The 21,403-nt window shown below is 65.0% G+C and carries 16 protein-coding genes; 6 read left to right on the top strand and 10 right to left on the bottom strand.

Annotation, left to right across the window (positions count from 1 at the left end; translation table 11 throughout):
* Positions 1–54: 54 nt before the first annotated feature.
* On the top strand, positions 55–1,623 hold the full coding sequence (locus tag NTH_RS18700; RefSeq protein ID WP_338531441.1) for an inorganic phosphate transporter: 1,569 nt from the start codon (positions 55–57) through the stop codon (positions 1,621–1,623).
* A 631-nt stretch (positions 1,624–2,254) separates the two neighbouring features.
* On the top strand, positions 2,255–6,028 hold the full coding sequence (locus tag NTH_RS18695; RefSeq protein WP_338531440.1) for a vitamin B12-dependent ribonucleotide reductase: 3,774 nt from the start codon (positions 2,255–2,257) through the stop codon (positions 6,026–6,028).
* A 1,068-nt stretch (positions 6,029–7,096) separates the two neighbouring features.
* On the opposite strand, the gene NTH_RS18690 is transcribed toward NTH_RS18695, so the two are convergent.
* A complete protein-coding gene (locus NTH_RS18690) occupies positions 7,097–7,384 on the bottom strand; it encodes a GIY-YIG nuclease family protein (protein WP_338531439.1) in 288 nt (95 codons plus the stop codon).
* Between the two features lie 595 nt (positions 7,385–7,979).
* Complete coding sequence (locus NTH_RS18685) at positions 7,980–8,975, bottom strand: GH25 family lysozyme (RefSeq protein WP_338531438.1); 996 nt, start codon at positions 8,973–8,975, stop codon at positions 7,980–7,982.
* A gap of 236 nt (positions 8,976–9,211) precedes the next feature.
* Between NTH_RS18685 and NTH_RS18680 the strand changes: the two genes are divergently transcribed.
* Together NTH_RS18680 and NTH_RS18675 are read left to right on the top strand one after the other, a co-directional pair.
* Positions 9,212–9,772, top strand: a complete 561-nt coding sequence (locus NTH_RS18680; RefSeq protein WP_338531437.1) for a type 1 glutamine amidotransferase domain-containing protein — start codon at positions 9,212–9,214, stop codon at positions 9,770–9,772.
* 107 nt (positions 9,773–9,879) lie between these two features.
* The gene (locus tag NTH_RS18675) at positions 9,880–11,010 is read left to right on the top strand and encodes a helix-turn-helix transcriptional regulator (RefSeq protein WP_338531436.1); all 1,131 of its coding nucleotides are present in this window, start codon (positions 9,880–9,882) and stop codon (positions 11,008–11,010) included.
* A 12-nt stretch (positions 11,011–11,022) separates the two neighbouring features.
* Here the strand turns inward: NTH_RS18675 and NTH_RS18670 are convergent, their stop codons facing one another.
* Positions 11,023–11,976, bottom strand: a complete 954-nt coding sequence (locus NTH_RS18670; protein ID WP_338531435.1) for an alpha/beta fold hydrolase — start codon at positions 11,974–11,976, stop codon at positions 11,023–11,025.
* 102 nt (positions 11,977–12,078) lie between these two features.
* The gene (locus tag NTH_RS18665) at positions 12,079–13,128 is read right to left on the bottom strand and encodes an aldo/keto reductase (protein ID WP_338531434.1); all 1,050 of its coding nucleotides are present in this window, start codon (positions 13,126–13,128) and stop codon (positions 12,079–12,081) included.
* Between the two features lie 295 nt (positions 13,129–13,423).
* Here NTH_RS18665 and NTH_RS18660 point away from each other — a divergent pair, with 295 nt between their 5' ends.
* A complete protein-coding gene (locus NTH_RS18660) occupies positions 13,424–14,821 on the top strand; it encodes an MATE family efflux transporter (RefSeq protein ID WP_338531433.1) in 1,398 nt (465 codons plus the stop codon).
* Here the strand turns inward: NTH_RS18660 and NTH_RS18655 are convergent.
* Positions 14,802–15,245 (bottom strand): hypothetical protein, encoded by a 444-nt coding sequence (locus NTH_RS18655; protein WP_338531432.1) that lies wholly within the window; start codon positions 15,243–15,245, stop codon positions 14,802–14,804. The two genes, NTH_RS18660 and NTH_RS18655, sit on opposite strands and share 20 nt — an antisense overlap.
* Before the next feature lie 286 nt (positions 15,246–15,531).
* Here NTH_RS18655 and NTH_RS18650 point away from each other — a divergent pair, with 286 nt between their 5' ends.
* Entirely contained in the window at positions 15,532–16,563 is a 1,032-nt protein-coding gene (locus NTH_RS18650; protein ID WP_338531431.1) for a DUF1176 domain-containing protein, read from the top strand.
* Between the two features lie 6 nt (positions 16,564–16,569).
* On the opposite strand, the gene NTH_RS18645 is transcribed toward NTH_RS18650, so the two are convergent.
* Genes NTH_RS18645 through NTH_RS18625 form a run of 5 tightly spaced genes read right to left on the bottom strand, consistent with a single transcriptional unit; the run spans position 16,570 to position 21,383 of the window.
* On the bottom strand, positions 16,570–17,442 hold the full coding sequence (locus tag NTH_RS18645; RefSeq protein WP_338531430.1) for an alpha/beta hydrolase: 873 nt from the start codon (positions 17,440–17,442) through the stop codon (positions 16,570–16,572).
* The gene (locus NTH_RS18640; RefSeq protein WP_338531429.1) at positions 17,442–19,061 is read right to left on the bottom strand and encodes a molybdopterin-binding/glycosyltransferase family 2 protein; all 1,620 of its coding nucleotides are present in this window, start codon (positions 19,059–19,061) and stop codon (positions 17,442–17,444) included. Before NTH_RS18640 ends, NTH_RS18645 begins: the two co-directional genes overlap by 1 nt.
* Positions 19,058–19,765, bottom strand: coding sequence for an XdhC family protein (locus NTH_RS18635; protein ID WP_338531428.1), 708 nt, complete (start codon positions 19,763–19,765; stop codon positions 19,058–19,060). Before NTH_RS18635 ends, NTH_RS18640 begins: the two co-directional genes overlap by 4 nt.
* Before the next feature lie 3 nt (positions 19,766–19,768).
* Positions 19,769–20,095 carry an XdhC family protein gene (locus NTH_RS18630; RefSeq protein ID WP_338531427.1) on the bottom strand — a complete coding sequence of 109 codons (327 nt, stop codon included), beginning with the start codon at positions 20,093–20,095 and terminating at the stop codon, positions 19,769–19,771.
* Positions 20,096–20,117: 22 nt separating this feature from the next.
* Positions 20,118–21,383, bottom strand: a complete 1,266-nt coding sequence (locus NTH_RS18625; protein ID WP_338531426.1) for a VWA domain-containing protein — start codon at positions 21,381–21,383, stop codon at positions 20,118–20,120.
* Between the last annotated feature and the right edge of the window lie 20 nt (positions 21,384–21,403).

Raw genomic sequence — 21,403 nt, 5'->3', positions numbered from 1 at the left:
GCCGGCTCACCATTTCCTAGGCCGTCCTGGTTTCCACCAAATGAGCGCCAGGCGATGACCCAGACGACGACCACTCCCAGGAAGCGCACGCTCGACAAGGACCTCGACAAGCTGGTCCATGTCGAGGAAGCGACGACCCTCGTCGCGCGCGGCCTCGTGGGGCCCGGGCTCGGCCTTCTGTTCCTGGCGCTTGCCGGCATTTTCGCCTCGATCTACGTCATCGGCGAGCCCCGCGCCTTCATCATCATCGCCGCCGCGGCCATCGGCGCCTATATGGCGCTCAATATCGGGGCCAACGACGTCGCCAACAATGTGGGTCCGGCGGTCGGCGCGCGCGCCCTCAGCCTCACCGGCGCATTGCTGATCGCCGCCATATTCGAAAGCGCCGGCGCGCTGATCGCCGGCGGCGATGTGGTCGGCACGGTATCCAAGGGTATCATCTCGCCGGAAGCCGTCAGCACGCCCGGCATCTTCATCAACGCCATGATGGCCGCGCTGATATCCTCGGCCCTGTGGATCAACCTGGCCACATGGGTCGGCGCGCCGGTTTCCACGACCCATTCGGTGGTCGGCGGCGTCATGGGCGCGGGCATCGCGGCCGCCGGGCTTTCGGCGGTCAACTGGCCGATGATGGCGCAGATCGCCGCCAGCTGGGTCGTCTCGCCGGTCATGGGCGGCGTCGTGGCGGCGCTGTTCCTGGCCTTCATCAAGACCGCCATCATCTACCAGGACGACAAGATCGGCGCGGCGCGGCGCTGGGTGCCCCTGCTGATTGCCGTCATGGCCGGAGCGTTCAGCGCCTATCTGGCGACGAAGGGCCTCAAGAAGCTCATCCGACTGGACAACGCCATGGTCGCCGCGATCGGGATCGGCGCCTTCCTCCTCGTCTGGATAATCTCGCATTTCCATGTGCGCCGCCAGTCGGAAGGCATGGAGAACAGAAACCAGTCGCTGCGCAAGCTCTTCAACCTGCCGCTCGTCATTTCGGCGGCGCTTCTGTCCTTCGCCCACGGCGCCAACGACGTGGCCAACGCCGTGGGACCGCTCGCGGCGATCGTGTTCACCGCGCAGGCCGGCGCGGTCACGTCGCAGGTCGCCATTCCGCTGTGGGTCATGGTCATCGGCGCCGTCGGCATCTCGCTGGGCCTCGTCCTGTTCGGACCGAAGCTCATCCGCATGGTCGGCGAGCAGATCACCAAGCTCAATCCGATGCGCGCCTTCTGCGTGGCGCTGTCGGCGGCGATCACGGTCATCATCGCATCCGGCCTCGGCCTGCCGATCAGTTCCACGCACACGGCGGTGGGCGCCATCTTCGGCGTCGGCTTCTTCCGCGAATGGTACACGGCCCGCTCCAAGCGCCGGCGCGCCTATCTGGAACGCAAGGGCGTCAGGATCCGCGAGGAACGCGCGGCCAACGGCGACGGCGGCCTGTTGTCCACGACCTTCTTCAGCGACGACGAAACCGAGGACGAGGCCAGTGATGTGTCCCGCGAGGAGGTTGCCCGCCGAAAGCTGGTGCGCCGGGCGCATGTCACGACCATCGTCGCCGCCTGGGTGACCACCGTGCCGGCCGCCGCGCTGATTGCCGCCGGAGCCTTCCTCCTGCTCAACACATTCATGTGACCGGCAGCGGATTTCGCCAATTTCCGAGCTGTCCGGAAGGCCGCCTCTTCTTTTGGCCGCGACTCAAGGGCCGCTTTGGACGATCCCCGTTATCCACATATGTGACACACAAGATGTTGGGGTCACAAAACTGAGGTGAAACGATTCCTTGACGGGGCAAACCGAGTCGCCTTTTATGGTCGGTGGCCGCCCTGTTCGGGTGGCGCGACCGAAACGGTTTTAGAGATCGGTCCATTTCCGATTGGTTTGAGTAGCAAGCTCCGCCCGACGCCGTCGTGGGCGGAACGGGGTTTTGTGTGGTTTTTCCGGCGGCGGGGGCGCGGTGTCTGGGGTGGCGTAAAGAGGCTGTTAATACTATATTTAGTGTTTGCAGCCATGTTCGACACCAAATAGTGTGACAACTCTCCTTGAGGAGAGGCACCACAGGAAGCGTCAAGACATGGACCGGCCCGGCCAGCGGGCGGCGGTGATCTCTTGGCCTGAAAGCCATGGAGCGGCGTGCATGGCCAGGTATTGGAGAGCCGTTTTCCGCAGGGGAAGCGGCAGTCGGCGGGCAGGCGTCCGCTGCGCGGAAAGTGATGAGGCATTTGCCGCGCCGGACGCTATATTTAGAGATTGAAGAGGGACGAAGATGCGCATCGAAAGGCGATTCACCAAGGAAGGCCGGTCTCCCTATGCGGAGGTGCCGTTCCGCAAGGCGGTGAGCGAGATCAAGAATCCGGATGGCTCGGTCGTCTTCCGGCTCGACAATATCGATGTGCCGGCCCAGTTCAGCCAGGTCGCGAGCGATATCCTGGCGCAGAAATATTTCCGCAAGGCCGGCGTGCCTGCGCGCCTGAAAAGGGTAGAGGAAAATTCCGTCCCCTCCTTCCTGTGGCGTTCCGTCGCCGACGAGGAGGCGCTGGCGGCGCTGCCCAAGGACGAGCGCTACGGCCCGGAGACGAGCGCGGCGCAGGTCTTCAACCGGCTGGCCGGCACCTGGACCTATTGGGGCTGGAAGGGCGGCTATTTCGACGGCGAGGCCGACGCCCAGGCCTTCATGGACGAGCTTTGCTACATGCTCGCCACCCAGCGCGTGGCGCCGAACTCCCCGCAATGGTTCAACACCGGCCTGCACTGGGCCTATGGCATCGACGGCCCCGGCCAGGGCCATTATTACGTCGACCCCTTCACCGGCAAGCTGACGAGGTCCAAATCCTCCTACGAGCATCCGCAGCCGCATGCCTGCTTCATCCAGTCCGTGGGCGACGATCTCGTCAATGAGGGCGGCATCATGGATCTGTGGGTGCGCGAGGCGCGCCTGTTCAAATACGGCTCCGGCACCGGCTCAAACTTTTCCATGCTGCGCGGCGAAGGCGAAACGCTTTCGGGCGGCGGCAGGTCCTCCGGCCTCATGTCCTTCCTCAAGATCGGCGACCGCGCGGCGGGCGCCATCAAGTCCGGCGGCACGACGCGCCGGGCGGCCAAGATGGTGGTGGTCGACATCGACCATCCCGACATCGAGGCCTATATCGACTGGAAGGTGAAGGAGGAGCAGAAGGTCGCCGCCCTCGTCACCGGCTCCAAGATCGTCAAGAAACACCTCGAAGCAATCATGAAGGCCTGCGTCAACTGCGAGGCCGGCTCCGAATCGACGCGCGACGACTGCTTCGACCCGACCAAGAACCCGGCGCTGAAGCGCGAGGTGAAGGCGGCCAAGCGCAATGCTGTGCCCGAGAACTACGTCAAGCGCGTCATCCAGTTCGCCCGCCAGGGCTATACGGATATCGAGTTCAAGACCTACGACACGGACTGGGATTCGGAAGCCTATCTCACCGTCTCGGGCCAGAATTCCAACAATTCCGTCTCGCTGAAGGACGACTTCCTGCGCGCGGTCGAGACCGACGGCGACTGGACCCTCATCCGCCGCACCGACGGCAAGCCGGCCAAGACGCTCAAGGCGCGCGATCTGTGGGACAAGATCGGCTATGCCGCCTGGGCTTCGGCCGATCCGGGCCTGCACTTCAACACCACCATGAACGACTGGCACACCTCGCCGGCGGCCGGCCCCATCCGCGCCTCCAACCCGTGCTCGGAATACATGTTCCTGGACGACACGGCCTGTAACCTGGCCTCGATGAACCTCCTGCAATACCGCAACAAGGACGGCTCCATCGACATCGCGGCCTATGAGCACACGGTGCGCCTGTGGACCATGGTGCTGGAAATCTCCGTGATGATGGCTCAGTTCCCGTCGAAGGAGATCGCGAAGCTTTCCTACGAGTACCGCACGCTCGGCCTCGGCTACGCGAATATCGGCGGCCTGCTCATGACCTCCGGCATTCCCTACGATTCGCCGGAAGGCCGCGCCATCTGCGGCACGCTGACGGCCATCATGACGGGCGTCGCCTATGCCACTTCGGCCGAGATGGCCGGCGAGCTCGGCCCCTTCCCAGACTATGAGCGCAACGCCGACAGCATGCTGCGCGTCATGCGCAATCATCGCCGCGCCGCCTATGGCGAGGCGGAAGGCTATGAGAAGCTCGCGGTCAACCCCGTGCCGATCAAGGCCGAGGACTGCCCCTATGCCGATCTGGTCGAGCATGCCAAGGCGGCCTGGGACAAGGCGCTGGAGCTTGGCCAGAAGCACGGCTACCGCAACGCGCAGGCCACCGTCATCGCGCCCACCGGCACGATCGGCCTGGTCATGGACTGCGACACGACCGGCATCGAGCCCGATTTCGCGCTGGTGAAGTTCAAGAAGCTCGCAGGCGGCGGCTATTTCAAGATCATCAACCGCGCCGTGCCCGAAGCGCTGCGCACGCTCGGCTACACCGAGGCGCAGATCGCCGAGATCGAGGCCTATGCGGTCGGCCATGGCAATCTGAACCAGGCGCCGGGCGTCAATCCGGGCACGCTCAAGGCCAAGGGCTTCACCGACGAGAAGATCGAGGCGCTCAACGGCGCGCTGAAGGCCGCCTTCGACATCAAGTTCGTCTTCAACCAGTGGACGCTGGGCGCCGACTGGCTGAAGGAGACCTTCGGCTTCACCGACGAGCAGCTCAACGACTTCTCCTTCGAGCTCCTGCCCGCGCTGGGCTTCTCCCGCAAGGAGATCGAGGCCGCGAACATCCACATCTGCGGCGCCATGACGCTGGAAGGCGCGCCGCATCTGAAGGACGAGCACCTGCCCGTCTTCGACTGCGCCAATCCATGCGGCAAGGTCGGCAAGCGCTATCTCTCGGTGGAAAGCCATATCCGCATGATGGCGGCGGCGCAGCCCTTCATCTCGGGCGCCATCTCCAAGACCATCAACATGGCCAACGACGCCACGGTGGAGGACTGCAAGAACGCCTACATGCTGTCCTGGAAGCTGGCGCTGAAGGCCAACGCGCTCTACCGCGACGGCTCCAAGCTGTCGCAGCCGCTCAACGCCTCGCTGCTTTCGGACGACGAGGAAGAGGCGGACGATCTGGTGGAAGAGTTGGTGGCCGCCCCCACCGCGGCGCAGGCGGCGCAGGTTTCCGAAAGGATCGTCGAGCGCATCGTCGAAAAAGTGGTGCGCGACCGCGAGAAGCTGCCGAACCGCCGCAAGGGCTATACCCAGAAGGCCGTGGTCGGCGGGCACAAGGTCTATCTGCGCACCGGCGAGTTCGACGACGGCCGCATCGGCGAGATCTTCATCGACATGCACAAGGAAGGCGCCGCCTTCCGCGCGATGATGAACAATTTCGCCATCGCCATCTCGATCGGCCTGCAATATGGCGTGCCGCTGGAGGAATATGTCGACGCCTTCACCTTCACCAAGTTCGAGCCGGCCGGCATGGTGCAGGGCAACGACGCCATCAAGAACGCCACGTCGATCCTCGACTATGTGTTCCGCGAGCTCGCCGTCTCCTATCTCGGCCGCACCGACCTTGCCCATGTCGACACGTCCGACTTTTCCAACACCACGCTCGGCCGCGGCATCAACGAGGGCAAGGCAACGCCCTTCTCCCGCGGGCTGACGCGCGGCGCCACGCCGTTCAAGCTGGTGTCGGGCAAGTCGTCCGATCCCAAGGGCCAGGCCGCCAACAGCGACCACGCCCCTTCCCGCACCGCCCCCGGTTCCAACGTGCGCGCCATCGGCGCCACCGCGCTCAAGCCGATGGCCGCCGGCCTGCAGGAAGAAGCCACCGCCTTCCGCAGGGATTACGAGGAGCGCGCCAAGGAACAGGCCGAACGCGAAGACGCCAACGCGCTGTTCACCGACGAGGCGGAAGCGGAAGCGGCCGAAGCCAAGAAGGTCGAGAGCCACCGCCGCCAACAGGCCATCGCGCAGGGGTATACGGGCAACATGTGCTCGGAGTGCCAGAACTTCACGATGGTGCGGAACGGGACGTGTGAGAAGTGCGATACTTGTGGGGCGACGAGCGGGTGTAGCTGAGGATAGGCAGCAATAGACATCGAAGCCGGCCGTTTAAACGGCCGGCTTTTTTTGCTCCCGCACCGCCCAGAGTGGGTGCCGACGTCTCAACAGTAAAAGCCGGCCCCCGCTCCCTTCGTTGTCCTAGGGCGAAGGGGCGCTGATATCTCCTGCTGGGGCACTTGGGGCACTGGTGGCTCCTGCCGGTGGACGCTGAGCGCGGGCAGCTCCGTCATGAAAGCAGCCTCCCATCCCCTTCGTCATCCCAGGGCGAAGCCGAAGGCGGAGACCCTGGGATCCATGCCGTTCCCTCTCCCCTCACGCCCGACGCTTCCAGCACCGGGCACCCTCCCTATGCCGGAAACGCTGCACCCTGCGTCACCGGCACGGCATGGATCCTCGGGTCAAGCCCGAGGATGACGAAGTGGAGGGGGGACGGCGCGGACGCTTGCACCGTCGAAAGTGGGCGCTGGTGGCTTCAGCTGGTGGGCGCCGACGTCGCGCGGGAGGCTAGGCGCGAGAGCATGCCAAAGCGGAGGGTGGTACGAGCCAGGCAATCAAGCCAGCCGCAGCGTTGGCGGGTACACAAAGCCACCTCCCCCCTCGTCATCCTAGGGCGAAGCCGAAGGCGAAGACCCTGGGATCCATGCCGTTCCCTCTCCGACCGCGCCCTACGCTTCCGGCACCGGGCGCCCTATGCCGGGAACGCAGCACGCTTCATCGCCGGCACGGCATGGATCCTCGGGTCAAGAGCCCGAGGATGACGAAGCGGAGGGGGTGGTGCGAACGCTTGCGCCGGCGAAGGGGCGCGCTGGTGGGCGATGGCGCTGACGTCTCCATGGTGTAAGCCGCCTCCCATCCCCTTCGTCATCCTAGGGCGGAGCCGAAGGCGAAGACCCTAGGATCCATGCCGTTCCCTCTCCGACCGCGCCCTACGCTTCCGGCACTAGGCGCCCATGCCGGAAACGCCGCACCCTGCGTCATCGTCACGGCATGGATCCTTGGATCAAGCCCAAGGATGACGAAAGCGGAGGGGTGGACGCTCAACCTGAGACGTGGAAGCGTGCCCCTCCGCGAGAGGATCGAACCTCACCACCCCCACCCGCGCAGCAGTTCCTGCCACTCCGGGTTGGTCTTCTCGATCAGGTCGATCTTCCACTGGCGCGGCCAGCGCTTGAGCGATTTCTCCCGCTGGATCGCATCCCGCAGGTCGAAATGCTCTTCATACCAGACGAGCCGCTGCACGCCGTAGCGGCTGGTAAAGCGCGAGCCCATGCCTTCCTTGTGCTCAGGAATACGGCGGCCGAGGTCGTTCGTCACGCCGATATAGATCGTGCCGCGCTTTTGGCTGGCGACCATGTAGACATAGCCGGTCATGAAGAGAGCCTATCCGAACGGTTATCGGAGGCAAGATCGTGGCAGCAAAGGTGTATATCCCCTTCGCAGAAACCAACGCGTGCCCTTCGACATTGGCGGGGACCGATATCCACCCTCCGCGCCGCCAAGTAATTGATACACAACGCTTTTCCAATTTTCTTCCCGCCGGTTTATCCCCACCCGCGCCACCTGCCTTATCATGCTCCCCATCGCCCTTGCGGGAACCGGATCTAGACCGGGGATCAGGGAGGGCGGCGGCAGCCTCCCCCTCCGGGTTCGGTACCCGGAGGCATGTGAGGGCCTGCAGCAGGCCGGAGTCCTGTGTCCTGAGCTTGTCGAAGGACGCAGGGCGCGGAGAAGCCGCGGGAGGTTCGGTCCAGGCGTCTCAGTGACGAGCCTGGGCGCCCCAAAAGGGCAATGGGAACCTTCCTTGACCGGTCATGCAGGACAGCGGCCGGACGGGCGGCCCGAGGGTCGCATATTATTTGTTAGACGCGCGATGCTTTGGCCGCCCGTCTTCCCAACCTGAAGAACAACCCGGCGGCCGCCCGCGCGGGAAGGAGGAGCCGTGTCCGCAGATCTGCCGCAACCGGCCCTACCCCGCCACCTGGCCCACCCAGTTCCACCAGGCGCGCTCATCCCCGCGGAACACGTTCAGGTCGATCTTGCCGTTCACGCCCTGGCTGAGGCCGGAGCCCGAATATTGCCAGAAGACCCAGTCGCGGCCCGGATAGACCTTGGAGGGGTGCTCGGCCACGGCGCGGAGCCAGAAGGGGTGGTTGGGGAAGGCGCCCTGCAGATTGTCGCGGTAGAAATCGGGGGCGGTGTAGATGATGGGGCGCTGGCCGTAGTGCCGCTCCAGCCGGTCCATGAAGACCTGCATCTTCTCCAGAACGTCGGCGCGCGGCCAGCGGCGCTTGCAGTCGGATTGATGATTGTACTCCACGTCGATCACCGGCGGCAGCGCGCCCTTCACCTTCGGCACGTTGCGGATGAACCAGTCGGCCTGCTCGGCCGCCGTGCGGCACCAGTAGAAGAAATGGTAGGCGCCGCGCCTGAGGCCGGCGCGCGCCGCGGCATCCCAGTTCTTGCGGAACATCGGGTCGAGATGGTCGCCGCCGTCGGTGGCCTTGATATAGGCGAAATTGGCGCCCTGCCCGCGCAGCGTCGCCCAGTCGATCTCGCCCTGCCAGCGCGAGACGTCGACGCCGTGCACGGCGTGATGCTGCGGCGTGACCTTGCCGAAATTGACCGGCTTGGCGTCACGGAACTTCTGGCTGTAGACCTTGCCGCCCGAGGGCTTTCCGGCCGGCCGCACCGGCGGCTTCGGCACATGCAGCGCAACCTGCTCGAGCGCCGGCGTATTGACGTCTGCGGGCTCGGCGAGCGCGGTCATGCCGGCTTCCGTGACGGAGGTGATGACCTCGCCGCCGTCCGCGCCCGGGATACCCACGTCGGGCCGAAGGATGGAGCCGGTCGTCTCGCGCGAGGGCTCGGCGATCTGCAGCGCATCGACGGCAGACCCGCCGGAACAGCCGGCCAGGCCAAGGAGGGCGAAAGGAAGAAGAATGACAAGAGCGGGCAAACGCATGAACGACCTGTACGCAAGACGGGACGGCGCGAAGGCGCAGCCACGCCTTTCCGCCGGACAGGTCGTCACGTTAGGCGAAGAGTCGACAATAAAGTTTGAATCAGAATGTTAACTTCTGGAAGGCGCCCCGCTCCGCGCGAATCGCTGCGCTCCGACCGGCGCCGGGTGCTCCATTCGGCAGGAACACATGCGCGCCCTCTCCGTTCTGGCGGTATGCCGCAAGAAGGAGACAGATCATGCACGACATTACAGGAAAACGCGTCGCCATCCTCGCCACCCACGGCTTCGAGCAGTCCGAGCTGGAGGTGCCGTTGAACAAGCTGCGCGAGGCCGGCGCCGAGGTTCATGTGGTCTCGCTGGAGCCGGGCCAGATCAAGGGCTGGGACAAGAAGGACTGGGGCAGGCCCGTCCCGGTCGACAAGACGCTCGATGAGGCGAGCGCGGACGACTACGACGCCCTGGTATTGCCGGGCGGCCAGATCAATCCCGATCTCCTGCGCGTGGAGACGAAGGCGCTCTCCTTCATCAAGGATTTCTGGACGGCGAACAAGCCCGTCGGCGCCATCTGCCACGCGCCCTGGCTGCTGATCGAGGTCGGCATCGTGAAGGACCGCCGCATCACCTCCTACCACTCGATCAAGACCGACGTGATGAATGCCGGCGGCCGGTGGGAGAACAGCGAGGTCGTCACCGACCAGGGCCTCGTCACCAGCCGCCATCCCGGCGATCTCGACCCCTTCTGCGAGAAGCTCTCGGAAGAGATCCGCGAAGGCCGCCACGAGCGCCGCGCCGCATGACGCACCCGCCCCGCCCGGCCGCCGGCCGGGCGGGGCCCAGGCTTGAAATGTTCAACCGGGATCAAAAGCTGCTATTATGGTAAACGGGAGATATCGGGGGACGGGGGATGGACTACGGTGCGCAAGCCACGGAACGGATGGCGGCCGATGTCGCCGGGATCCTCGATACGGTGGCCTTCGAGCCCGATAACTGGGCATTGGCGGCAAAGGCCATCTCAAGCAATTTTCCCGGCTCGTTCTCGGCAATCCACAATATCGATCTCCGTGAGGCCCGGCTGAACTTCGGAGTGCAAGCGGACATAGATCCGGACTTCCTGGCGAGCTATGAAAGCCATTTTTTCTCAATCAACCCCTGGGTGCCGGAATGGAGCAGCACACCCTCCGGTAAAGTATTGGTCGCGTCGAGGCACAGCCCTGCCTCGAATTTCGCAAGTACCGAGTTCTATAACGACTGGCTGCTTCCGCAGGATCGGGTGGCGGCCACCGGGATGCGTCTCGACATAGTCGGCCAGAACATGCTGCACATCGTCATCCACTATCCGATTTCGCTTGCTTCGGTCTATGACGATGCCACGGCACTCCTGCTTTCGCGCATCCGCGGCAGCCTCCGTCGCACCATCGACATCGCGAGCCAGTTGTCGCCGCGGATCGAGAGCCATGTCGCTTCGACGGCGCTCGTCAATCGGACAGGCGAGATCGCCCTTGTCGTTGACAGCGCAATGCGTCTTCGGGACGCCAACGGTGCCGCCCTTAGCGCCTTCGAGAAGGCATTTCCGCTGCGCTGCACCCAGGACCATGTTGCCGTCGTGGACAGATCCACCCACCAATGGCTCCAGAAGATGGTCTGCAAGCTTGCGGCGGGCATACCGATGGAGGAAAGCCGCGAATATTTTGCCGCGGCCGGCGTTCTGTTCCGTATCGCGCTCTGCCGGTTGCCGCCGACTGCCTCTCTTCTGGGGCCGGCAGCCTGCAGCGGACAGCTTTTCCTGGTCGTCATCCGCAACTTGACGGCGACGCCGGTCGGGGCTGACCTGTCGCCTCTGACAAACCAGTTCCAGCTTACGCGTGCGGAAGCGGCGCTGGCACAGCATCTGCTGGAGGGCGCTTCTTTGAAGGAGGCGGCAGAAAGACTGAAGATCACCCAAGGCACTGCCCGGCAGCGCCTCAAGGTGATCTTCAACAAGACCGACACGCACCGCCAGAGCGAATTGATCGCGCTCTTGCAGCGGCTGGTATAGGCCGCATGGCCCCTACTTCGCGCCTTCCACGTGCTCGGCCCAGCTCTTCACCCGGCTTTCGCCATTCAGGAACGGCAGCGTTGTGTCAGCGAGCACGGGGGCAATCCCGATTTCGTAGTGCGTCAGATCCGGCAGGATGGCGAGGCGATTTTGCGACATGTGTTCACGCGCCCAGCCCGCATCCCTCAGTCCTCCGCCCAGAAGCTGGTAGAATTCCACGATATGCTCCGGACGGAACATGTCGCTGTCGCCGTAGACCAGCATGACCGGCATCTCCAGCGTCTTGACGTCCTCGGCCCAGTTGTACGGCTTGCGCATGAACGCACCCATGGCGTCGAGCAGCGCGGGGAATTCCTCCGGGTCGGGCGCTACGGCTGCGTAGGACCGGTACATGGGCGTGTCCTTCATCATCGGCGCCATCTCAGCCGAAACGGAAGCCTGCATGGGCAGCATTTCCGGATAGAAGCCGTCCTGGGCAAAGCCGCCGGACACGAGCACCAGACGGCGCACCTTTTCGGGGTGCTGGACCGCGAGGCGAAAACCCGCGCCCGCGCCGAACGAATAGCCCATCACGTCGACCCGGTCATGGCCGAGCGCATCGAGGATGACGGCAAGGTCGTCGCCGATGTCCTTCAGGTCGATGGGCCGGTCGCCGAGGCGCGTGCGGCCGTGTCCGTGCAGATCGACGCCGATCACCTGGCGCTCGGTCGCCAGCCTTGCCAGAACCGGGCCGAACATCTCGATCTGCCCCAGCCCGCCGTGCAGCAACAGAAGCGGTTCGCCCTCGCCGCGGATCTCGTAATAGTAGTTGAGCCCATTGGCCTCGACATGGCCGCTCTTCGAGGGAGCTTGCAGTTCGGCGGCTTCTTCCTGCATGGCGGTTTTCTCGCCGTTTTCAGCCTTGGCGGGCAATGCGAAAGCCGCGAGCGCTGATGCGGCGATGGCAAGCATTGTGGTTCTGATCATGTTTCGTCCTCCGGTGTTCGCCCTTTTGGGCTCTTGCCTCAAGAACGAAGAAAGGCCGCATCTTCCGACACGGCCTTTCCAATAATCCACGGCGCAAAGCGGTCAGGGACAGGGATTGCCGACTTTCTGGTGAAGATCGTCGACCGCCTCCTGCATCTCGCCGGTCCAGGCGACATCGACGGAGGCGAGCGCTTCTTCCAGCTGGGCCATCGTGGTCGCGCCGATGATGTTGGAGGTGAGGAAGGGACGTGAATTGACGAAGGCGAGCGCGAAGGAGGCCGGCGTCAGGCCGAACTGCCGGGCGAGCTCGTTATAGGCCTGGATCGCCTCGCGCGCATGCGGCTTCTCGTAGCGCTGAAGGCGGTCGAAAAGCTGCTTGCGCGAGCCTTCCGGCAGCGCTCCGTTGTCGTATTTGCCGCTGAGATAGCCCTGCGCCAGCGGCGAATAGGCGAGCAGGCTGACATCCTCGCGCGTGCAGGCTTCGGCCAGATTGACCTCGAAAGTGCGGTTGACGAGATTATAGGCGTTCTGGATCGACTGGACGCGCGGCCCCTTGCCCGCGTCGGCCTCCGCTATATAGCGCATCAGGCCCCATGTGCTCTCGTTGGACAGGCCGAAATGGCGGATCTTGCCCGCCTTCACCAGTTCGTCGAACACCGCCAGCGTTTCGGCGATGGGCGTTTCGTCGGGCAGCGGCGGCGAGATTTCGGACACGCGCGTTGGGTTGGATCCGAAGGGAATGTCGCGTTCGGGCCAATGGATCTGGTAGAGATCGATATAGTCCGTCTGAAGCCGCTTCAGCGACTTTTCGACCGCATCCATGATGTCGGCGCGCACCAGCTTCGAAGGCCGTCCGCCGCGGAACCATTCATCGTTCGTGCGGCCCACGACTTTGGTGGCAAGCACGATATCGTCGCGCCGTCCGCGCTTCTTGAACCAGGTGCCGATGATGGTTTCGGTGCTACCCTGGGTCTCGGGCTTGCCGGGGATCGAATAGAGCTCGGCCGTGTCGAAGAAGTTGACGCCGCTTGCGACCGCGCGGTCCATCTGCTCATGACCTTCGGCTTCGGTGTTCTGCTGACCCCAGGTCATGGTGCCGAGGCAGATTTTGGACACGGACAAGTCGGTGCGGCCCAGGCGGCGCTTTTCCATCGCTTTTTCTCCATCGATCGGGATTTTTTGGCGCGGATGCGCCGCTGAGGCCGGCAGTATAGGACAAGGATCGCATGTCCGCCAAGGCGCAGCGGTCGTCAATCAACTTCCTTGATGGTTGCAGAAGCAAATTTGACTTGTTTCCGACACAACCACGGGTAATAGCCGATGCTGGCGGCAGGCGTACCGCTTTGCGTCCTTTCGGACGGCCTGATTCCGCCGGTTGCAGTGCATCGTGCTTTCCGAAACCGGTTCCGGCTTTCGGACTGATGCGCCGAACACGAAAGCCGAAGACATGACTGCGCTGGTCTCGGGCGCCGGTGCGCCGCCCGTCAATCCCTGGTTTGCCGAAGCGCGCGCGACGCTGGCGCTGGCCTGGCCGATGATATTGACCAACCTTGCCCAGACCGCGATGACCGCCACGGACGTCATGATGATGGGGCGGCTTTCGCCCCAGGCGCTCGCAGCCGGCACGCTCGGCCACAACCTTTACTTCCTGCCGATCATTTTCGGGCTTGGGCTGATGCTCGCCACCTCGCCCATGATGGCGAGCGCGCTGGGTCGCCGGCAGCGCTCGCTGCGCGACGTGCGCCGCACGGTGCGCCAGGGGCTGTGGCTCGCCATCGCCGTGTGCGTGCCCATCTGGTTGTTGCTGTGGCACAGCGAGGCCATCTTGAACGCGATGGGCCAGCAGCCCGAGCTCAGCCGTATGGCGGCGGGCTATATCGGGGCGCTGCAATGGGCCGCCCTGCCCTTTTTCGGCTATATCGTGCTGCGCTCGTTCATCTCGGCGCTGGAGCGGCCGGGCTGGGCGCTGGTCATCGCCTTTGTCTGCGTAGCCTTCAACGTGCTGGCGAACTGGGCGCTGATGTTCGGCCATCTGGGCTTTCCCGCGCTCGGCATCGTCGGCTCCGGCATCGCCACCACGCTTGCGAGCGCGATGATGTTCGGCGGGCTCGTGCTGGTGGTGACCCTCGACCGCAATTTCCGCCGATACCAGCTCTTCGGCCGTTTCTGGCGGCCGGACTGGCCGCGTTTCTTCGGGCTCTTGAAGCTCGGGCTGCCGGTCGCGGGGATCCTTACCTTCGAAGTGTCGATCTTCAACGCGGCAGCCTTCCTGATGGGCCTGATCGATGCGGTTTCGCTGGCCGCCCATGCGATCGCCATCCAGATCGCGTCGATCAGCTTCATGGTCCCGATGGGGCTGAGCCAGGCGGTGACGGTGCGCGTCGGCCGGGCTTACGGCGCGATGAACGCGGAAGCGGTGACCCGCGCAGGCTGGACGGCTTTCGTCATGGGGGTGAGCTTCATGGCCTGCATGGCGCTCCTAATGCTCGCTGCGCCGCATCTGCTCATCGGAGCGTTCGTAAACCTCGACGACCCAAAAAACGCGGCAGTCATCGCGATGGCGGTCAGCTTCCTCGCCTGCGCGGCGCTTTTCCAGATCGTGGACGGCGCGCAGGCCGTGGCCGCCGGCATGCTGCGCGGGCTGCACGACACGACCGTGCCGATGATCTATGCCGCGCTCGGCTATTGGGGCGTCGGCCTGCCGCTCAGCGTGGCGCTGGCATTTCCCTTCGGCCTCGCCGGCGTGGGGGTGTGGCTGGGGCTGTTCTCGGGACTGGCAATCGTATCCGTGATGCTGATCGGGCGCTGGCTCAATCGCGGAAAGCTTACGTCTTTTTCGGCCTGAAGCGGCGGCGCTTGGCCTCGTCGATCAACGTGTTGGCGACCTGCATGCGGATCATGGCGCGGGCGCGCAAATGCTCCGGCACCCGGTCCGGGTGGTTGCGGAAGGCAAATTCGCGGCGCAGCCGATCCAGATCAGTGCTCGCCGCCCGGCGCGCCAGGTCCAGTTCGCGGGCGATCTCGTCCGGATCGACGGAAGGCGCGGCGGCGGTCTCGGCTGCCGGCGATCCGACCGCCTTTTCGGAGGCGTTCGCCCGATACTCGGCCGCCGCCTTTTCGTCGGTGAAATTGATGCGGCCCGAATGAAGCTCATCGACGACCGACAGATAGTCCAGATTGATACGGGGGGCGCCCTGCTCCGGCTCCGCGGCCTCGGCCAGCAACTCGTCAAGAAAACTTGCAAAGTCACGGTTCTGGCCCGCGGTCATTCCTGCCCCCATCTGCGCATGCCCTCGGCGAGCGGCATCCATCGATACTATACGCCCATTCTTAATAAACGTCTGAACGTGTCGCTCCAGTTTTAGCGAAGGGCCTTGCATGAATGGGCGAGATGTTGTGCTGTCGGTACCGTTCAGTCCTGCCGCCGCATCGGCGGCGCTCGTGCATCTGCGGTCAGACGGACGCATCTGAGGTCCGAACAGATGCGGAGAACAGATAGATGGAGCGTCCAAATGGCACACGGCGCTCCAGACAACTCCGGAAAGGGCGGAAACGATGAAATTCGCAGGTCTCGTGGCAGTCGCCACCTTCGTTCTGGCAGCCCAATCGAGTGCGCGGGCCGAGCCGGCTTACATCGACGACCGTTCCAGCCCGGAAGCGCTGATACGTTCGCTCTACAATGCCATCAATCGCCAGGAATACGCGCGGGCATACGCCTATTTTGCCACGCCTCCCGCAGAATCCCTAGATGCGTACGCGCAAGGCTATTCGAATACGGAAAACGTGGATGTGGAAACGGGACTGGCGAGCGAGGAAGGCGCAGCCGGCAGCATCTACTACAATTTGCCGGTGGCCATAAGGGCGCGCAATACGGACGGCACGGAAAAGGTCTTCGCCGGCTGCTATGCTTTGCGCCTGGCGAACCCGCTGGTCCAGACGACGCCTTTCACGCCACTGCATATCGAGGAAGGGAAGCTGGCTCCGACCGATGAGCCGCTGGAAGAAGCACTTCCGGACCAGTGCGGCGACAGCCCGCCTCCAGAACGCGATGCGCTCCTGGAGGCGGCAAGCAGGCAATTCACCAGTCTTTATGGCGGCATCTGCGATCCTGCCGGCCAGAGCGAGCCCGGCGCGCCCGAGAGCTACACCATCCGCTTCAACTACGCCTATGACGAGGCCGATGCACCCAAGAGAGAGGCCCGGCTGTTCCGGTTCTTCTGTGACCGCGGCGCCTACAACGAGACCCACGTCTACTTCCTGGCCGGCGAGGACAACGAGGTCCTGCCCCTGCGTTTTGCAATGCCCGAACTCGACGTCCGCTATGAGAACGACGACACAAGCGCCCCCGTCGAGGACCTTCGCATCATCGGCTATTCGGCCAGCGATCTCCTCGTCAATTCCAGCTACGATCCCGAAACGCTGACGCTCACCTCCCATGCCAAATGGCGCGGCGTCGGCGATGCTTCGTCCAGCGGCACATGGATCTTCCGTTCAGGCACGTTCCAACTCGTGAAGTACGACGTGGACGCCAGCTATGACGGCGAGGTCAATCCCGAGGTGCTGCTGGACTTTTTCAGCGGACCGTGACCGGGATCACGGAAGCGAAAGCATCCAGTCGAGCGCCTCGCGCCAGTCCGTCATGCGGATGGGCGTGCCGTGGGTGCCAGTCTCGAAGCGGACCATGCGCATGGGGTAGCCGGGCGCAGCGCGGCGAACGGATGCGTAGAAGGCCTCCTGCTGCTCCACCGGGAAAACCGTGTCGTTGCTGCCGTGCCCGATGAAGATCGGCAGGCGCCGCTCGAATGGCATGGAGCCGATGAAGCCGGCATCCCACATCGAGCCCAACAGCAGCAGACCGCCGAGGCGCGGAAGAAGCCTTTCGTCCCGCGCCAGGCGCCAGCACAGCGCGCCGCCCATCGAGCCGCAGGCGAGGAATACGGGCGCGCCAGGAGACAGCGAGGCGTAGTGCGAGAGAAGCGCCGCCACCTCGGCAGCACCCTTGTGGCCGAAATCGGCAAAGTCGGGCACAAGGTAGAGCCCGCCGCTCCGCGCCGTCAGGTTCTTGATGCGGTTGAAATTGCCGCCGAAGGTGAAGTCGTCGACGCCCTGCCTGCGGCTGCCGCCCTGGCCGTGGAGATACACGACGATGAGGCGGGCGCTTTTGGTTCTGCCGACCGTGAAATGGCGGATCGGGCCGCTGTCGGTTCTCAGCGCCAGATCCTGCTGCACCCGGCGCACGCCGGTGTCGACATAGTTCCCCTTGACGCGGCGCTGCGGCACCGCATCGCGTCCATTGATATCGCGCATCTCCCGATAGTCGACAATCCGGTAGTCGCCATCGTCCCTCTGCTCGAGGATGCCGGGATAGGCAAACAGCCGGTCCTTGAAAGGAGGCAGTTCGAACGCGCTGGCGCTTGCCGGCAGGCTGAGGAGCAACAGGAGGAGGAGGAACAGGCGGGCGGCCATCAGCCTTCGCCGCCCGTCAGCGCGCCGCCGGCGGCAGCAAGCGCGGCGGGCGTGTCGACATCGAGACTGGCGGCGGCGCCCAGTTCCACGTCGATTATCTCGACGGGCGCGCTTTCCACGACATGGCGGGCGCCAGTGTCGCCTTCCAGGCGCTCGATCTCGGGAAACAGCACGCCGGGCAGGATGACGGGATTGCCGCGCTTGCCGCCATGGGTGGCGCGGACGATGGCCGCGCCGCCGGAAGCGGCGAAGGCATCGACCAGCCGGTTCAGGTCACCGGTGGTAATGCCCGGCATATCGGCCAGCATGATCAGCGCGCCGGACGCCGTTGGCGGCAGCGCGCGGATGCCGGCTTTGAGCGACGTTGAAAGGCCATGGGCATAATCGGCGTTGACCGCTGTCTTGATAGCGAGGCCATCGAGCGCGGCGGAGACGGCTTCGGCCTCGTGGCCGAGCACGGCGACGAGGCCGTCGGCCTTGCTGGCAACGGCACGTTCGGCGGTGCGGCGCACCAGGGGCTGGCCCGCGAAATCGGCCAGCAGCTTGTTTGACGGTCCCATGCGCCGGGACTGGCCAGCCGCGAGCAGCACGATCCACGGGTTTTTCCGCGCGGGCTTTGCGCTCTTTTCGCGCGGCTGGGGACGCGTCGGAATCTCCATCAGCAGGCCTCCCACGCCCATGCCGGCAATGTCGTCGCCGGAAATGTCGAGCCCGGACAGAAGCCGGTCGAGAACCCAGTCGAAACCGTTGAGCTTTGGACTGCGCGCGCATCCCGGCGCGCCGATGACAGGCTTGCCGTCGATGAAGCCGAGTACCAGCAGATTGCCCGGATCGACCGGCATGCCGGTGCGCACGACATCGCCGCCCGCCTGCCGGATGGCGGCGGGAATCACGTCGTCGAAATCGCAGACCGCCGATGCGCCGAACACCAGCACCATATCGTTGCGGGCGACCTGAGCGGATATAGCCTCCACGAGCTTGGCGGTGTCGTGCGGAGGACGGTCTTCCTCAGTGATCCGGCTGGCCGAGCGGGACAGGCGGTCAGCGGTGATGCGGGCGGTCTTGTCGAGCACGCTGTCCTTGACGTTGGGCAGGACGGTCTGGATCAGACCCACGCGATGCGGCCTGAAAGGCTCGATGGCGAAAGGACGGGCGGCGGCGACCGCGGCCTCTATGCGCGCGATAATCGCCGCGCTTACGGCAAAGGGGATGATCTTGACCGTGGCGACCATCTGGCCGGCCTCCACCGGGGCGAAATTCGCCAGCGTGGCGACGGTGACGGCGGGGTCGACGGCGTTGATCGCGTCGATGGTGCGCTTGTCGACCGTGAACAGGCCCGCATCCGCAGCGTGAATGTTCACCCGTCCGGTGGAGGGCGGGCGGATTTCGGCTCCCGGCGCCTCAAGAATTTCGGCGATGCGGGCGGCGGCGGCGTCTTCGTCGAGATCGCCGGGTTCCAGGACGGCGGCGATCACCTCTTCAACCCCGGCGTCCCGCAGATCGCGGATATCGGCGGCGGTAAGACGGTGGGCCTTGCGCAGGCGCCTGCCGCCGGCCTGCAAGGAATGGGCGAGGATGGCGCCTTCGGCCTCGCCGAGCGCTACGGGCCCAAACTTCACGCCGCTTCTCCCTTCCGCGGTTCGATCCCACGCGAACGCAGCGCGTCAATGATCTCGGCAAGAATGGCGACGGCGATCTCGGCCGGGCTGGCCGCGCCGATGGGAAGGCCGATGGGCGCGCGGATCAGGTCGAGGGCCGGCTGCGGCACACCGGCAGCGGTCAGGCGTTCGATACGCTTGGCGTGGGTCTTCCGGCTGCCGAGCGCCCCGATATAGAAGCACCCAGCATCGAGGGCGCGGCGGATGGCAGGGTCGTCGATCTTCGGGTCATGGGTGAGCGCGGCCAGCGCGCAATAAGGATCGAGCGGCGTCCGGGCCAGCGCATCCTCCGGCCACTCGGCATCGAGCCTCACCTCGGGAAAGCGCTCGGGCGAGGCGAAGGCGGTGCGCGGATCGACAATGTGCACGTCGAAGCCGACGAGCCGGGCCATGGGCGCCAGCACCTGGCTGATATGCACCGCTCCTATCATCACCAGGCGGGGCGGGGGAAGGTGCACGTTGAGGAAGAAGCTGCGGCCGTCGGCCTCCACCGTTCCGGACTTGCCGGAGCGGAAGGCTTTCGCCACCGCCTCGCCCAGCGCGCCGGCGACGGCATCGCCCTCGGCGATCACGCGGTCGCGCCCGTCGCCCAGATCGGTAAGCAGGATGGCGGCGCGGCGCTCCTTCCTCAAGGCATTCAGCTTCTTGAGAGAATAAGGATCCATAGCCTATCCCAGCCTCTCGACATAGACCTTGATGCGGCCGCCGCAGGACAGGCCCACCTCCCAGGCGGTTTCGTCGGCGACGCCGAATTCCAGCATACGCGGTTTGCCGTCTTCCAGCACATCGGCCGCCTCGGCCACGACCGCGCCTTCCACGCAGCCGCCCGACACGGAGCCTTCGAAATGGCCGTCGGCATCGATGACCAGATGGCTGCCTACGGGGCGCGGGGCGGAACCCCAGGTCTCGACGACGGTGGCGATGGCGACGTCCCTACCCTCTCGCATCCAGCTTTCGGCGATCTGCAGCGGGTCTCGTGTCTGGATGGGGGTCATGACTTTTCCTCCGTCGAAGCCCTCAATATGGGCGCTTGCCGGCGTCGTTGCCAAGAGTATCGGCCTGCAGATGGCGAAGGCGAGGCCTGCGAGGCGTGCCGGACAGCGCCTCGCACAGATCCTCGAGTGCATCGAGCGAGTGGACCGGGCGCAGTTCGTCGACATGGGGCAGCATGGCCCGCACGCCGCGGGCGCGCGGCTCGAACCCGTCGAAGCGCAGGAGCGGGTTGAGCCAGATCAGCCGCCGGCAGGATTTGTGAAGCCGCTCCATCTCGCGCGACAGCCTTTCGATATTGTCGCGTTCGAGCCCGTCGGTGATCAGAAGCACCACCGCGCCCTGCCCCAGAACCCGGCGCGACCAGAGCCGGTTGAACTCGTGCAGCGCTTCGCCGATGCGCGTGCCGCCCGACCAGTCGGCGACCGCGCCTGCACATTCGGCCAGCGCCTCGTCAGGATCGCGGTGCCGAAGCTGACGCGTGAGATTGGTGAGGCGGGTGCCGAACACGAAGGAATGCACGCGGCGGCGCTTTTCCGTCAACGCGTGGAGGAAATGCAGGAAAATGCGGGTGTACTGGCTCATCGAGCCGGAAATATCGGCCAGCGCCACGAGCGGCGGGTGAATGCGGCGCGGGGAGCGGAAACGCGGCAGGATGAGATCGCCGCCGGTGCGCAGGCTGGAGCGCATCATGGCGCGCGGATCGACGCGGGGCCCGTGCGGGTCCGCCTGGAAACGCCGGGTCGTGACCAGATCGTGGGGCATGACCAGGGCCGACATCGCCTGCCTTGCGCCGGCCAACTCGTCCGCCGTCATCTGGGCGAAGTCCTTCTGGCGCAGTACCTCGCTGGCAGACAGGGTAAAGCGGGCGTCGATCTCGATCTCCGGCTCGTCGCGGCGCGGGCGCGGATCGTGCCGCCCGTTCAACAGGGCGTCGCCGGCGCGCTTTTCGGCGGCGCGCGGCTTTTCCTTCTGGCGGGGGTCGGGCGCGACGGGCGAGAACATGGCGAGCATCTTTTCGACCAGGTCGCGCGACCGCCAGAAAAGGCGGAACGCCTCGTCGAAGACGGCGTGATCCTCGTGCCGGTTGACCAGGACGGCGTGCAGCGTCCAGTAGAAGTCCTCGCGCGTGCCGATGCCGGCCGCCAGCACCGCCTCGATGGCGTCGGTGACGGAGGCCGGACCGACGCGCAGGCCCGCCTTGCGCAGGATGCGGGCGAAATAGACGATATTGTCGGCGAGGCGGCCTTCGGGGTCGGCGGTCTGCATGTCAGAGCCTGTTTTAAAAGTCATGATGGCAGCCTGCAAATGGC

It is taken from the genome of Nitratireductor thuwali (assembly GCF_036621415.1).
In the GTDB taxonomy this organism is placed as follows: Bacteria; Pseudomonadota; Alphaproteobacteria; order Rhizobiales; family Rhizobiaceae; genus Chelativorans; species Chelativorans thuwali.
The sequence above is the reverse complement of the archived record's forward strand: the minus strand, read 5'-3'. Positions and strand labels throughout refer to the sequence as shown.

What these genes read in the sequence shown, in the direction of transcription:
- NTH_RS18700 (WP_338531441.1), top strand. Translation starts at nt 55, where the DNA reads ATGACCCAGACGACGACCACTCCCAGGAAGCGCACGCTCGACAAGGAC.
- NTH_RS18695 (WP_338531440.1), top strand. Translation starts at nt 2,255, where the DNA reads ATGCGCATCGAAAGGCGATTCACCAAGGAAGGCCGGTCTCCCTATGCG.
- NTH_RS18690 (WP_338531439.1), bottom strand. Translation starts at nt 7,384, where the DNA reads ATGACCGGCTATGTCTACATGGTCGCCAGCCAAAAGCGCGGCACGATC.
- NTH_RS18685 (WP_338531438.1), bottom strand. Translation starts at nt 8,975, where the DNA reads ATGCGTTTGCCCGCTCTTGTCATTCTTCTTCCTTTCGCCCTCCTTGGC.
- NTH_RS18680 (WP_338531437.1), top strand. Translation starts at nt 9,212, where the DNA reads ATGCACGACATTACAGGAAAACGCGTCGCCATCCTCGCCACCCACGGC.
- NTH_RS18675 (WP_338531436.1), top strand. Translation starts at nt 9,880, where the DNA reads ATGGACTACGGTGCGCAAGCCACGGAACGGATGGCGGCCGATGTCGCC.
- NTH_RS18670 (WP_338531435.1), bottom strand. Translation starts at nt 11,976, where the DNA reads ATGATCAGAACCACAATGCTTGCCATCGCCGCATCAGCGCTCGCGGCT.
- NTH_RS18665 (WP_338531434.1), bottom strand. Translation starts at nt 13,128, where the DNA reads ATGGAAAAGCGCCGCCTGGGCCGCACCGACTTGTCCGTGTCCAAAATC.
- NTH_RS18660 (WP_338531433.1), top strand. Translation starts at nt 13,424, where the DNA reads ATGACTGCGCTGGTCTCGGGCGCCGGTGCGCCGCCCGTCAATCCCTGG.
- NTH_RS18655 (WP_338531432.1), bottom strand. Translation starts at nt 15,245, where the DNA reads ATGACCGCGGGCCAGAACCGTGACTTTGCAAGTTTTCTTGACGAGTTG.
- NTH_RS18650 (WP_338531431.1), top strand. Translation starts at nt 15,532, where the DNA reads ATGAAATTCGCAGGTCTCGTGGCAGTCGCCACCTTCGTTCTGGCAGCC.
- NTH_RS18645 (WP_338531430.1), bottom strand. Translation starts at nt 17,442, where the DNA reads ATGGCCGCCCGCCTGTTCCTCCTCCTCCTGTTGCTCCTCAGCCTGCCG.
- NTH_RS18635 (WP_338531428.1), bottom strand. Translation starts at nt 19,765, where the DNA reads ATGGATCCTTATTCTCTCAAGAAGCTGAATGCCTTGAGGAAGGAGCGC.
- NTH_RS18630 (WP_338531427.1), bottom strand. Translation starts at nt 20,095, where the DNA reads ATGACCCCCATCCAGACACGAGACCCGCTGCAGATCGCCGAAAGCTGG.
- NTH_RS18625 (WP_338531426.1), bottom strand. Translation starts at nt 21,383, where the DNA reads ATGACTTTTAAAACAGGCTCTGACATGCAGACCGCCGACCCCGAAGGC.